The organism is Actinoplanes sp. NPDC051494, assembly GCF_044454705.1.
Taxonomy (GTDB): domain Bacteria; phylum Actinomycetota; class Actinomycetes; order Mycobacteriales; family Micromonosporaceae; genus Actinoplanes.
The window spans coordinates 134,011-146,884 of the sequence record NZ_JBITDZ010000003.1; the positions used below are offsets into that span (position 1 = coordinate 134,011).

The 12,874-nt window shown below is 69.8% G+C and carries 10 protein-coding genes and 1 tRNA gene; 7 read left to right on the plus strand and 4 right to left on the minus strand.

Features of this window, described 5'->3' with window-relative positions; translation table 11 throughout:
• Positions 1-103 precede the first annotated feature (103 nt).
• Positions 104-595, minus strand: a complete 492-nt coding sequence (locus tag ACIA6A_RS13110; RefSeq protein WP_396097774.1) for a winged helix-turn-helix domain-containing protein — start codon at positions 593-595, stop codon at positions 104-106.
• A 340-nt stretch (positions 596-935) separates the two neighbouring features.
• Here ACIA6A_RS13110 and ACIA6A_RS13115 point away from each other — a divergent pair, with 340 nt between their 5' ends.
• A complete protein-coding gene (locus tag ACIA6A_RS13115) occupies positions 936-5,282 on the plus strand; it encodes a S8 family serine peptidase (protein WP_396098533.1) in 4,347 nt (1,448 codons plus the stop codon).
• Positions 5,283-5,326: 44 nt separating this feature from the next.
• Here the strand turns inward: ACIA6A_RS13115 and ACIA6A_RS13120 are convergent, their stop codons facing one another.
• The gene (locus ACIA6A_RS13120; RefSeq protein ID WP_396097775.1) at positions 5,327-6,169 is read right to left on the minus strand and encodes a helix-turn-helix transcriptional regulator; all 843 of its coding nucleotides are present in this window, start codon (positions 6,167-6,169) and stop codon (positions 5,327-5,329) included.
• Positions 6,170-6,270: 101 nt separating this feature from the next.
• Here ACIA6A_RS13120 and ACIA6A_RS13125 point away from each other — a divergent pair, with 101 nt between their 5' ends.
• The 6 genes from ACIA6A_RS13125 (at position 6,271) to ACIA6A_RS13150 (ending at position 11,778) form a co-directional block, all read left to right on the plus strand.
• Positions 6,271-7,014, plus strand: coding sequence for an SDR family oxidoreductase (locus tag ACIA6A_RS13125; RefSeq protein ID WP_396097777.1), 744 nt, complete (start codon positions 6,271-6,273; stop codon positions 7,012-7,014).
• A 140-nt stretch (positions 7,015-7,154) separates the two neighbouring features.
• Complete coding sequence (locus ACIA6A_RS13130) at positions 7,155-8,426, plus strand: NAD(P)/FAD-dependent oxidoreductase (RefSeq protein WP_396097778.1); 1,272 nt, start codon at positions 7,155-7,157, stop codon at positions 8,424-8,426.
• 81 nt (positions 8,427-8,507) lie between these two features.
• A tRNA-Ile gene (locus ACIA6A_RS13135) sits at positions 8,508-8,581 on the plus strand.
• Positions 8,582-8,694: 113 nt separating this feature from the next.
• Positions 8,695-9,258: a Uma2 family endonuclease gene (locus ACIA6A_RS13140; protein WP_396097779.1), complete on the plus strand. Its 564-nt coding sequence runs from the start codon at positions 8,695-8,697 to the stop codon at positions 9,256-9,258.
• A 423-nt stretch (positions 9,259-9,681) separates the two neighbouring features.
• A complete protein-coding gene (locus tag ACIA6A_RS13145; protein ID WP_396097780.1) occupies positions 9,682-10,632 on the plus strand; it encodes a hypothetical protein in 951 nt (316 codons plus the stop codon).
• A 108-nt stretch (positions 10,633-10,740) separates the two neighbouring features.
• On the plus strand, positions 10,741-11,778 hold the full coding sequence (locus ACIA6A_RS13150) for a zinc-dependent alcohol dehydrogenase family protein (RefSeq protein ID WP_396097781.1): 1,038 nt from the start codon (positions 10,741-10,743) through the stop codon (positions 11,776-11,778).
• Here ACIA6A_RS13150 and ACIA6A_RS13155 read toward each other — a convergent pair.
• Together ACIA6A_RS13155 and ACIA6A_RS13160 are read right to left on the minus strand one after the other, a co-directional pair.
• Positions 11,765-12,013, minus strand: coding sequence for a hypothetical protein (locus ACIA6A_RS13155; protein WP_396097782.1), 249 nt, complete (start codon positions 12,011-12,013; stop codon positions 11,765-11,767). The genes ACIA6A_RS13150 and ACIA6A_RS13155 overlap by 14 nt on opposite strands.
• A gap of 75 nt (positions 12,014-12,088) precedes the next feature.
• The gene (locus ACIA6A_RS13160; protein WP_396097783.1) at positions 12,089-12,799 is read right to left on the minus strand and encodes an SDR family NAD(P)-dependent oxidoreductase; all 711 of its coding nucleotides are present in this window, start codon (positions 12,797-12,799) and stop codon (positions 12,089-12,091) included.
• Positions 12,800-12,874: the final 75 nt, after the last annotated feature.

A 12,874-nucleotide genomic window follows, 5' to 3' on the forward strand; every position in this document is an offset into this window, starting at 1 on the left:
GGGCTGGGAGCCGTGGGCAGGACCAGAGGATTATGGGACGGGCACTGTGGATTTTCTGTGACCTCGCCGCGACAGGCCGTTACGTGACAACGATGTCGGCCATTCAGGTGAGGGGATCGGCCGCCGGTTTGAGTCGGTAACCGATGCCGCGTACCGTCTCGACGATCGGCCCGCCGTCGAGCGACCGCAGCTTCTGCCGGAGTCGCTTGACGGCCGAGTGCAGGATCGACGAGTCGCCGAGGTAGGCGCTGTCCCAGACGGCCGCGAACAGCCGTTCGTAGGGCCACACCTCCACCGGTGGCGACGCGAGCTGAGCGAGCAGGCGGTGCTCCAATCTGGTCAGTTCGAGGGCATGCCCACGCCATGCGACCTGATGCTGTATGGAGTCGACGACCAGGTCGCCGAAGACGACGGTCTCGCCGGCCTGCCGGACCGGCCGGGGGCCGGTTCCGGGGGTGGCGAGCATGGCACGCAATTCGCCGATATCGGCGCACATCAACACGGTTCCGAGGTCGTCGAGGCGACGGACGAGGGTTTCGCGGACCTCACGGTCCGGAGAGACGCAGACCACCAACGGCACGCTGGATCGACCCAACACAGAAGTCCTCCGGGATCTTCGGCTGTGACCAGCAAACGCTGTCCCATAGGTGCCGGTCAACATCTCCTCATAGAGAATTCACAGCAACGCAATGGTTTCGCCCACCCCCTGCCCGGATCTTGGCCAGCGGACGCCATTGATAGACGCCGCTGTCGGGCCGAGCATTGCATCGACACCCGCGCATGCACGCACGGTAGATACGTGTACGACGCACGGTGTCGGCCGGGCTCCGGATACCCCGGGCTCCGGCTCTCTTGGGGGAGGAAGAACCATGTCAGGTCCGCGCGTGAATCGCGTACGACGACGAAGTATCGCCGGGGCCGTACTGGCCGTGGCGATGACCGTGACCGGGCTCCCGGTGACGGCCGCGAACGCGGCTGAGCCGGCGGCGGCACCGAAGGTCAGCGGTGAGCTCCTGTCCACCCTGGCCGAGGACGGCACCGCCAGCTTCTGGGTGTACCTGCGGGACCGGGCCGACCTGGGCACCGCGTCCCGCGTCGCGAACAAGGCCGACCGGACCACCCGGGTGTACAACGAGCTCACCAGCACGGCCAAGGACAGCCAGAAGGGGCTGCGGGCGCTGCTCGACCAGCAGAAGGCCAGCTACTCCAGCTACTGGATCGCCAACGCCGTCCGGGTCACCGGCGACCGGAAGCTGCTCGACACGATCTCGGCGCGCGCCGACGTGGAGCGGGTGGACCCGGTCCGTACGCTCAAGGTGATCGAACCGGTCGCCAAGGTCAAGGACACCAAGGCCAAGGCCGGTAGCAGCACCCAGGCCGTCGAATGGGGGCTGAGCAACATCAAGGCCCCGCGCGTGTGGGACGAGCTCGACGACACCGGTGCGGGCATCGTCGTCGCGAACATCGACACCGGCGCCGACGTCACCCACCCGGCGCTCAAGCCGCACTACCGCGGCACCAAGGCCGACGGCACATTCGACAACAACTACAACTGGTTCGACCCGGCCGGCGTCTGCCCGGTCGCCGGCACCCCGTGCGACAACCACGGCCACGGTACGCACACCGCGGGCACCATGGTCGGCGACGACGGCAACGGCAACCAGATCGGTGTCGCACCGGGCGCTACGTTCATCTCCGCCAAGGGCTGCGAGTCCGGCAACTGCTCCGACACGTCGCTGCTCGCGTCCGGCCAGTGGGTCCTCGCGCCGACCGACTCCAACGGTCAGAACCCGCGCCCCGACCTGCGCCCCGACGTGGTCAACAACTCGTGGGGCGGCGGCCGCGGCGATCTGTGGTACCAGCAGACCGTGCAGGCCTGGGTCGCGGCGGGCATCTTCCCGGCGTTCGCGGCCGGCAACGCGCAGACCGCTCCCTGCAACACCGTCAGCAACCCGGGCGACTACCCCGACGCGTACGCCGTGGGCGCCTACGACGTGAACAACGCCATCGGCTACTTCTCGCTCAAGGGCACCTCGTCGATCGACGGCTCGATCAAGCCGGACATCTCCGCGCCCGGCCTCGACGTGCGCTCCAGCGTCCCCGGCGGCGGTTACGAGGCCTGGGACGGCACGTCCATGGCCACCCCGCACGTGGCCGGTGCGGTCGCCCTGCTCTGGTCGGCGGCCCCGTCGCTGCGCGGTGACATCGCCGCGACCCGCGAGCTGCTCGACTTCGGCGCGACCGACGTCAACGACACCAGCTGCGGTGGTACGGCCGACGACAACAACGTGTTCGGTGAGGGCCGGCTCGACATCTACAAGTCCGTCATCGAGGCGCCGCGCGGCCCGATCGCCCGGGCCTCCGGCACGGTCACCGACGCCGCCACCGGCAAGGCGATCGCGGACGTCACCGTCACCTCCGAGGGCCGCACGGTCACCACGGGCGCGGACGGCAAGTTCGCGCTCACCCTCGACGCCGGCACGCACGACGTGACCGCGTCCAAGTACGGCTACGTCGCGAAGACCACCACGATCACGGTCGAGGAGGGCGAGGTCGTCACGCTGAACTTCGCCCTGGCCCCGGCGCAGATGGTCACCGTCAGCGGCACCGTAACCGATGGTTCCGGGCACGGCTGGCCGCTGTACGCCAAGATCGAGGTCACCGGCCGTCCGGGTGCCCCGTTGTACACCGACCCGGTCACCGGCCGCTACACGCTGCAGGTCCCGGCCGGTGCGACGTACCCGGTCAAGGCCACCGCGGTCTACCCGGGATACCAGCCCACCACCGTGCCGGCCGTCGTCGGCACGACCGCCGTGACGGCGGACATCGCGGTGCCGGTCGACGCCGAGTGCGACGCCACCGGGTACACCGCTTCCTACGGCGACCCGGTGTTCGCCGAGGACTTCACCACGACCGCCGCTCCGCAGGGATGGTCGGTCGTCAACCGCACCGCCGACGGTGGCTGGGCGTTCGAGGACGTCAAGGCTCGGGGCAACCGTACCGGCGGGTCCGGGGGCTTCGCGATCGTCGACAGTGACGGCTTCGGCTCCGGCAAGCGCCAGGACACCGATCTGATCACCCCGGCCATCGACCTGACCGGCCAGGCCGCTCCGTTCCTGCGCTTCAACAGCGACTTCTACGCGCTGAGCAGCCCGGCCGACGTCGAGGTCTCCGCCGACGGCGGCACCACCTGGACGAACGTCTGGCACCAGACCGCCAGCCGCCGCGGTCCCGTCGTGGAGGAGGTGTCGCTCGCCCCGATCGCCGGGGTGGCCGGCGCGCAGATCCGCTTCCGCTACTCGGGTTCGTACGCGTGGTGGTGGGAGGTCGACAACGTCCGCATCGTCAACCGCAGCTGCAACGTGATCCCCGGTGGCCTGGTCGTCGGCAACACCACCGACGCCAACACCGGCACCGCGCTCAACGGCGTCACCGTCACCAGCGACGACGTCCCGGCCGACAAGGCCGTCTCGGCGGCCACCCCGGACGACCCCGCGCTGGCCGACGGCTTCTACTGGCTGTTCTCCACGGCCACCGGGTCGCACGGCTTCACCGCGACCAAGACGCCGTACACGCCGCTCACCAAGACCGTCGCGGTCATGGCGAACAGCGTGAAGCGGGCGGACTACGCGCTCAAGGCCGGCCGGATCTCGATCACGCCGACCAGCATCGAGTCCTACCAGACGTACGGGGCCACGCGCTCCACCACCGTCACGGTCACCAACTCCGGCAACGCACCGGCCACGGTGGACGTGATCGAACGCCCGAAGGGCTTCGAGGCGCTGGTCAACAACGCGACCAAGGCGGTGGAGACGCCGATCAAGGGGCTGACCACCAACGCGGCCCCGGTGTCGTACGCGTCGACCGACCCGAAGGTGAAGACCACGGCGGCGGACGCCTGGACGCCGATCGCCAACTACCCGATCCCGGTGTTCGACAACGGCGCGGTCAACGTGGACGGCAAGATCTACTCGTTCGGCGCGGCCAACGGCACCGGCAACGAGAAGAAGGCGTTCGTCTTCGACCCGGCCACCGGTACGTGGAGCGGGCTGCCCGACCTCCCGACCGGCCGTGGCAAGCCGTCGGTGGCGGCGGTGGACGGCAAGATCTACCTGCTCGGCGGCTGGTCGCTCGCCGACGACGGCGCCCCGGTGCCGTCGGTCGACGTGTTCGACATCGCCTCCGGTTCCTGGACAACCCTGTCCGGGGTGACCAACACCAAGGCGCGGGCCGCATCCGGCACCGCGGTGGTCGGCGGGAAGATCTACCTGATCGGCGGCTGTGTCTCCGGCACCTGTACCGCGTCGGCCGACGTGGTCGTGTTCGACCCGGCGACGGCGTCGTTCAGTGACACCACGGCGTACCCGCACGCGGTCTCCTGGGCCGGTTGCGGCGCCATCGACGAGGCGGTCTACTGCGCCGGTGGGGCCAGTGGCACCACGTTCTTCAAGGACACCCGGGTGTTCGACCCGGCGTCCGGCACGTGGACGGCCGGCGCCGACATGGCCAAGGACAACTTCGGCATGCAGGCCACCGCGGCCGGCGGCCTGCTGGTCCTGGCCGGCGGTGCGGTCGACGGGGCCAGCGCGCTGAGCAGCCAGACGATCGGCTACGACCCCGCGGCCGGCGCCTGGGTGAACCTCCCGGCGATGGCGGCCGGTCGCTACCGGGGTGCCGCGGCCTGCGGTGCGTACCGGATCGGTGGCTCGTCGGGTGCGGCCAACGCCGACGCCGCACTGCTGGGTGACCTGGGTGGCTGCGACGCGGCGGGCGATGTCCCGTGGCTGTCGGAGGACCCGGCCAGCTTCACCCTCGCCCCGGGCAAGTCCAAGGCTGTCAAGGTCACGCTGACCGCGACGGCCGCCGCCGGGGTGCTGCAGCCGGGCGAGTACACCGCCCAGCTCGGCCTGAAGACCGACACCCCGTACGCCGTCCCGACCGTCGCGGTGGAGATGAACGTGTCCCCGCCGGCGAGCTGGGGCAAGCAGCTGGGCACGATCACCGGTACGTCGTGTGCCGGCGTCGTCACCCCGCTCAAGGCGACGATCCGCCTCAACGGCACGACGACCAGCTACACGCTGATCGCCGACGCCCAGGGCAAGTACTCCTGGTGGCTGCCGAAGGGCACGTACCAGACGATCGTCGCCAAGGACGGCTGGATCCCCGAGGTGGCCAGCATCAAGGTCAGCGCGGGCTTCTCCCAGACCACCGACTTCGATCTGGAGCCGGTCGTCTCCTGTGCGGTCCGCAAGCAGGCGATGATGCGACCGGGCATCATCTGATCCACGTGAGGTGAACCGGCCCCCGCGTGCCGCGGGGGCCGGTTTCACATGGTGCTGAACCGCTGCTGACCGAGCACGCCGAGCAGTGCGAGTTTCTCGGCCGCCTCGCTGCGGGGAGCCGCGGTGAGCACCAGCAGCGTCTGGCCCTGGTCCTCGGTGAACAGCGCCTGGCAGTCCAGCTCGATCGACCCGAGCTCGCGGTGCAGCAGGGTCTTGTGGTCCTCGAACCGCGTCACGACCTCGTGCATGTCCCACACCCCGGCGAACTCCGGGCTCACCCTGCGCAGCTCCCGGACCAGGTTGCCGGCCCGCGAGCTCTCACCCGCGATGCCGTACGCGACCCGGAGCCCGGCGACCTGGGCCCGGCCCTGCCGCGGCTGGTCGTCGACCGGGTAGGCGGCCCGCTCGGCCGGGTCGGTGAACCAGCGGTACACGCTGCTGCGGGCCGGGCCGGTGTGCCGGGAGTGGTCACCGAACAGCGCGGCGGCCAGCCTGTTCTGCACCAGCGTCTCGCTCAGGCTGGACAGCACCAGGGCGGGGGTGTCCTCGAGCCGGTCGAACACCCGCAGGAGCGCCGGCGCCACATGGGTGTCCAGCGGCGTCCGCGACGGCACACCGTGCCCGGCGAGGCGGTACAGATAATCGCGTTCGTCGCCGCTGAGCCGCAGTGCCCGGGCCAGCGCGGCCAGCATCTGCTCGGACGGCTGCGGACCACGTCCCTGCTCCAGCCGGATGTAGTAGTCGGTGGACATCCCGGTCAGCGCGGAGACCTCGTCGCGCCGCAGCCCGGGGGTGCGCCGCCGGGAGCCCTCCGGGAGGCCGACGTCCTCGGGGAGCAGCCCGGCCCGGCGGGTACGCAGGAAGTCGGCCAGCGCGGTTCGGTCCATGCACCGATCATCGCGCGGGTCACAGCCGGGAAGAAGGGATCGGGAATCCTACGACAAATGATCCTCTCCCACCCGTGCCCGGCGCGTCGCATGGTCGACCCATGAACATCACCGGAAACACCGTCTTCGTCCCCGGCGGCACCTCGGGCCTCGGCCTCGCCCTCGCCGTGCGGCTCCGGGCCGCCGGCAACACCGTCATCATCGGCGGCCGCCGCACCGGGTTGCTCGACGCCCTCGCCACCGAGCACGGCCTGTCCACCGTCACCGTCGACACCACCGACGCCGGCTCCGTCCTGGCCGCCCGCGACCGGGTCCTGGCCGAGCACCCGGACCTCAACGTGCTGATCGCCATGGCCGGCATCATGGCCGTCGAGGACGTGCACACCCCCGGTTTCCTCGCCGACGCCGAGCGCATCGTCACCACCAACATCCTCGGCCCGCTGCGCCTGATCGCCGCGTTCACCGAGCACCTGCAGAGCCGCCCGGACGCCACGTTGATCACGGTCTCGTCCGGCCTGGCCCACACCCCGCTGGCGCCGTTCCCCACGTACAACGGGTCGAAGGCGTTCATCCACCAGTTCACCGAGAGCATCCGCCTCCAGCTCGCCGGGACCTCGGTCCAGGTCATCGAGCTCTGCCCACCGGCCGTACAGACCGAACTGCTCCCCGGCGGGTCCTCGGTCGAGCACTACCTGCCGCTCGACGCGTTCACCGACGAGGTCATGACGCTGCTGGAGACCCGCCCGGACGCCGGGGAGATCCTCGTCGAGGCGGTCAAATTCCTGCGCTTCGCCGAGGCCGAGGGCCGCTACGACGCCGCCGTCGCCGCCCTCAACACACACTGACCGGGTACGGGCGGCAGGTCCCGGGCGCCGGCGTCCGCCCCCGATGCGCCGCGCTCCCGTCGTTGGGCTTTCCGCTGCCGTGGGTGGCGTCCGACGTTAGGCTGGGGACTGCGTTGTTTGTCCCCCAGTGAGGTGTGCGCGTGGAGCAGCCGGTTGAGGTGGACGTCGTCATCGTGGGCGGCGGTCTGGCCGGGTTGGCTGCTGCCCGGCGGCTGGATCGGACCGGGGTCGACTGGCTGCTGGTCGAGGGGTCGGACCGGCTCGGTGGACGGGTGGTCACCGATGTGGTGGACGGGTGGCACCTCGACCGGGGGTTCCAGGTCCTCAATACGTCCTATCCGCGGGTGCCGGCGCTCGTCGACATCGACGCGCTCGACATGCGGTATTTCACGCCCGGGGTGCTGGTCCGGCGGGGCGGGAAGCTGCATCGGCTGGAGAACCCGCTGCGGGAGCCGCAGACCGTCGTGCAGACGCTGGGCAGTGGGGTGGGATCGCTCGCGGACAGGCTGAAGTTTGCCGCGCTGGCGACGCGCTGCGCCACGTACCCTCCGGCGCGGTTGCTCGATGCCCCTGAGATGACGACCCAGGAAGCTCTGCGCAAGGCCGGTCTGTCGCACCGGATGATCGAGGAGGTGCTGCGGCCGTTCCTCTCCGGGGTGTTCGGCGACCGGTCCCTCGACACGTCCAGCCATGTGCTCGCGATGGTGCTGCGCTCGTTCGCGCGGGGGCGGATCGGGGTGCCCGCCAGCGGGATGGGGACCCTGCCGGCGGCGGTCGCGGGGCCGCTGCCGTACCCGCAGCTTCTGATCAATGCCCGGGTCCTGTCGCTCGGGCCCGGGATGGTGGTCACCGAGGGTGGCGAGATCCGATGCCGGGCCATCGTCGTGGCGACCGATCCGGTCACCGCGAGTGAGTTGCTGCCCGGGCTGCCGCGGCCCGACATGCATGGCCTGACCACCTATTATTTCGGTGCGCCGCACGCGCCGATCGGGGAGCCGACGCTGCTGCTCGACGGCGACCGGCGCGAGATCGTGGCCAACACGATCGTCATGTCCAACGCCGCCCCCGAGTACGCGCCGGCCGGAAAATCCCTGATCGCGGCGTCGGCCGTCGGGGTGGCGGCGCCGTCGGGGGCCTCGGAGGCGGTCCTGCGGGTCGAGCTCGCCCGGATCTACGGCGTGCCCACCGACGACTGGGAACTGTTGAGCATCGTGCCGATCCCGCACGCCCTGCCGTCGGCCCCGGCACCCCAGCACCGGCTACGGAAACCGGTCGCGCTCGGCGACGGTCTCTACGTGGCGGGGGACCACCGTGACAGCCCGTCCATCCAGGGGGCGCTGGCCAGCGGATGGCGTACGGCGGGAGCGGTCCTGGCCGACCTCGGAGCACCGGCCGGGGCGTCGCGGGGGTAGCAGAAATACCGCCGAGCGGTGCCCGGGCGTAGATCGCTGGCCTGCGCCGGTGCCCACGGGTTAGGATCGCCGCCGGTAACGGGGGCGGTAGCTCAGTGGGTTAGAGCAGGGGACTCATAATCCCTCGGTCGCGGGTTCGAGTCCCGCCCGCCCCACCCTAGCCTTTCGCGGGCTGCAACCGGACGATCGCCCGGCCCGTCAGCCCGCGTGTGGGTGGGCCTTGGCGTGGCACGATTGAGGCAGCACCCGCCGAGAGTGAGGCGATCTGATGAGCGTGGCAGTGTTGGAGCATCCAGGTCCGTGGAGCGAAGACGAGTACTTTGCTCTCGGTGAGACGCCGAACCGGATCGAGCTCATCGATGGGAGCTTGTGGGTGAGTCCCGCACCGTCCAAGCGCCACCAGCACATTGCATTTCTACTCGCTAGGGGACTCTATGCCCCTGCAGAGCAAGCCGGACTACTGGTGTTGCAGGACGTCAACCTGCGGCTGGCGGCCAGTCGCGTAGTGCAGCCGGACGTCGTCGTGGCTGATACCGATGACCTTGGCAATGTGGTCGAGGCGGTCGAGGTCAAACTCGTTGCCGAAGTGGTGTCACCGAGCAATGCCGGAACGGATCGATTGCTTAAGACACAGCTGTATGCGGCCGCCGGAATTCCCTGGTATCTGCGGGTGGAGCAGCCACACGACTCGGTGGAGCTGCACCTGCAGAAACTTGAGGACGACCATTACATTCCGTACGTCGTTGCCCGTCCCGGTCAGGCTCTGGCGTCAGACGATCCGTTTCCGATTCACCTCGACGTAGCGTCTCTGCTGCCCCGACGTTCTCGCTGACCGCCCGGTCGTAGCGTCCGGGCGGCAGAACCTCGCGGCCTCGCCGGGCCGGCGGTGACGGACTCAAGCGTCCGTCGCCGGCGGCCCTACTTCTTGGCGCCTTTGCGGAGCGCGGCGACCAGGGCGAAGCCGATCGCGACGATGGCGGCGGCGAGGACGATCAACACGATCACGTGCCACGGCTGCAGGGCTCCCATGGGTGAGCACCGTAACGGCCCCGGGCAACTGTCACCCGTCCAGGACGGCCGCACCCGGTGTGCGGGCGGTGGCGGGGTGCGCCCTCATGATGGCCTGGCGTTGATCCGATCGATCATCGTGCTCGTATCCATCGATGAATTTTGTGCCGGATGGGCCGACTGTCATGTTTGCGTCGATAGGACATGACCGGCCCGGGTAGGTATTGACGAGGGAAGGAGGTGCGTCGTGAGCTGGGTTCTTGTTCCCTCCCTGGTGAAACTGCGGGCGGAATTCAACTCTCTGGCCCCTGGGCGTGACAAGGCGTCCGACGGGTCCATCGGCGACACGTCGCATTCGGCGGGCGCGTCGGACCACAATCCCGACGAGACCGGGAACACCTCGACCGAGGACGCCGACAACAAGGATGAGGTCCACGCGATCGATGTGGACGCCGACCTGCGGAAGTCCGGCTGGACCATGCAGCGGTGCGTCGACATCATCGTCGCGCGGCACAAGGCCGGCAAGGACGACCGGCTGCAGTACGTGATCTGGAAACGGCGGATCGCGTCACGCTCGTGGGGGTGGACGTGGCGTGACTACACCGGCACATCGCCGCACACCGAGCACGCCCATTTCAGTTCGCGGTACACGACCGCACAGGAATCCGACACGCGGCCCTGGGGGCTGCTCGCAGCAGAGGAGGACGACATGCCGAGTGCCGCAGAGGTGGCCGCTGAGGTCATCAAGCAGCTGGAAGCGAGCCGTGGGCAGGCCGCGATCGGCAAGGCCGTGGTCGGCTACAAGTACGGCAGCCGGACCTACCCGACGCGTACCGTCGCGGATTTCCTGAAGGACGAGCACGGCAAGCGGGACTACCAGATCGGTGACAAGGCCGGGGCGAAGGGCTACAACCCGCTGGCCGGGTCCTGGATGAAGGTGCTGGAGGGCATCCCCGCGTCGCTGGCCGCCCAGTCGAAGGCCATCGCGGCCATCGCCCAGGCGGTCGCCTCGGAGGACAAGGACCTGGACGCCATCCTCGCCCGGCTGGACCAGATCACGGTGGCCCAGACCGGCCTGGCCGAGGACGTCCGGGAGGCGCTGGAGATCGGCGGCACGGACGAGGAGACCGCGGCCGCCCTGCAGTCCGCACTCGGCGACCGCGCCGCGGCTGTGGGGAAGCTGCTCGCCGAGAGCTGATCGCAGAAAGCTGCCCGCACCGCGAGCTGAGGGGCTGCTGGATCGCGAGCGGCGTGCAGATGGCTGATCGCAGACAGCCGTGGGACCGGCAGGCGGCACAATCCTGGTATGCGTGCTGTCGTCTATGAACGTTTCGGTGAGCTGCCGGTGCTCACCCAGGTCGAGGATCTGGTCCCGCCGGCCGGTGGGGTCGTCGTCGCGGTCGAGGCCACCGGGGTGTGCCGCAGCGACTGGCACGGGTGGCGGGGCCATGATCCGGACATCCGGCTGCCGCACGTGCCGGGTCACGAGTTCGCCGGGGTGGTCGCGGCGGTCGGGGCCGGGGTCTCGCGGTGGCGGCCGGGTGACCGGGTGACCACGCCGTTCATCTGCGCCTGCGGCACCTGCGCCGCCTGCCTGGCCGGTGACCAGCAGGTCTGCCTCCGGCAGGAACAACCCGGATTCACCCACTGGGGATCGTTCGCGGACCAGGTGGTGGTCCATCACGCGGACACCAATCTGGTACGCGTCGACGAGCGCATCGGGTTCGTCGCAGCGGCCGTGCTGGGCTGCCGGTTCGCCACGGCCTTCCGGGCGGTCACCGTTCAGGGGCGGGTCCGGGCCGGCGACTGGCTCGTCGTGTTCGGGTGCGGCGGCGTCGGCCTGTCCGCCGTGATGATCGCCGTGGCGGCGGGCGCCCGGGTGATCGCCGTGGACGTGGCACCCGCGGCGCTGGCACTTGCGGCCCGCTTCGGCGCGGAGGTCACCGTCGACGCCGGTGCCACGGATGCCGCCGAGGCTGTCCGGGACGCGACCGGTGGCGGGGCGCACGTGTCGATCGACGCGCTGGGCAGTGCGGCCACGCTGACCGCGTCGATCGAGTCACTGCGACGCCGGGGACGGCACGTGCAGGTGGGACTGCTGCCCGCGATGGGCGGCCGGCCTTCCGTACCCATGGAGCTCGTCGTCGCGTACGAGCTGGAGATTCTGGGTAGCCACGGCATGGCCGCTCACGCGTACCCGGGCATGATGGGTTTGATCGAGAGTGGCGTGCTGCGCCCCGCCGAGCTGGTCACGCACGAGATCGCGCTGGATGCCGCGCCGGCGGCGCTGGCCGCGATGGACGGCCCGGCGCCGGCCGGTTTCACCGTGATCAGAGTCCGGTGAGTTCGCGGGCCAGGTCGACGCCCTGCTGGTACTCGGGGTGCCGGCCCAGTTCTTTCTGCACCACCGGGAACTTCTCGGTGAGTTCGATCAGCACCTCGGCCTTGCGCATCAGCGCTTCGCCGCCGAGCCGGATCGTGCCCCAGGTCAGGTCGGCGGGGACGTCGAAATCCCCGGACGCCGCCTCCTTGTCCCAGGCCAGCAGGGATGTGTCGAGGATCTGCGCCTGTGTCTCCATGCCCGGAACAACGACAATCCGGGCATTCGGTCAGCGCCGTCACCGTGCCGCCGGGCGTGACGCCCGCCACCCGGCTCAGGGGACCTGCTGCTCGAACCGGTCGCGTTTGCTCAGCAGGTCCCAGAACGTGCCGGCGATGACTGCGGGATCGATCTGGGGTACGTGCGAGAGGTCGATGTCCGCCGCGAGCTCGCCGGACATCATGGCGGCGTGCCCGGCGCTGCCCTTGACGATCGCAGCGACGTGGACCGCGCCGGCGTAGACACCCGTGCCCGCGAGCTCGAGATGCAGGGTGTGCAGATAGTTGCGAGCCGCAGCCATCGCCGGGCCGACCCCGCTCAGTCCGGCCATCGGATGGATCGCCGAGATCCCCTGCCCGAGGAGGATCCCGCCGTCCCCGCGCTCCAGCATGCCGGGCAGCACCGCACGCACGATCGCGATCGGCGTCAGCAGGTAGAGGTTGACGTAGTGCTGCATCGTCGCCGGGTCCAGCTCGGTCGCGGAGACGAACCCCTCGGTCGTGATCGGCGCGTATTCGACGACATCGATCCGGCCGAAACGATCAAGAACCTGAGAGATCAGACCGGGCACATCATCCGTACGGGACAGATCGGCCGGAAAAGCCGCAGCCTCGACGCCCGCCTCGACCAGCTCGGCACTCAGCGCCTCGATCCGCGTCCGGTCCCGGGCGACGAGTGCGACCCGGAAACCCTCACGTCCGAAGCGGTGCGCGACGGCGGCGCCAAGGCCTGAACCGGCACCGAGGACGACAACGGTCTTGCTCATGGTGATGCTCCTTCATAAGTTGACGATGGCCTCAAGTTACGGCGAAGTTGAGGCGGTCGTCAACTTATGTGGGAC

What these genes read in the sequence shown, in the direction of transcription:
- ACIA6A_RS13120 (WP_396097775.1), bottom strand. Translation starts at nt 6,169, where the DNA reads ATGGACCGAACCGCGCTGGCCGACTTCCTGCGTACCCGCCGGGCCGGG.
- ACIA6A_RS13150 (WP_396097781.1), top strand. Translation starts at nt 10,741, where the DNA reads ATGCGTGCTGTCGTCTATGAACGTTTCGGTGAGCTGCCGGTGCTCACC.
- ACIA6A_RS13125 (WP_396097777.1), top strand. Translation starts at nt 6,271, where the DNA reads ATGAACATCACCGGAAACACCGTCTTCGTCCCCGGCGGCACCTCGGGC.
- ACIA6A_RS13140 (WP_396097779.1), top strand. Translation starts at nt 8,695, where the DNA reads ATGAGCGTGGCAGTGTTGGAGCATCCAGGTCCGTGGAGCGAAGACGAG.
- ACIA6A_RS13115 (WP_396098533.1), top strand. Translation starts at nt 936, where the DNA reads ATGACCGTGACCGGGCTCCCGGTGACGGCCGCGAACGCGGCTGAGCCG.
- ACIA6A_RS13155 (WP_396097782.1), bottom strand. Translation starts at nt 12,013, where the DNA reads ATGGAGACACAGGCGCAGATCCTCGACACATCCCTGCTGGCCTGGGAC.
- ACIA6A_RS13160 (WP_396097783.1), bottom strand. Translation starts at nt 12,799, where the DNA reads ATGAGCAAGACCGTTGTCGTCCTCGGTGCCGGTTCAGGCCTTGGCGCC.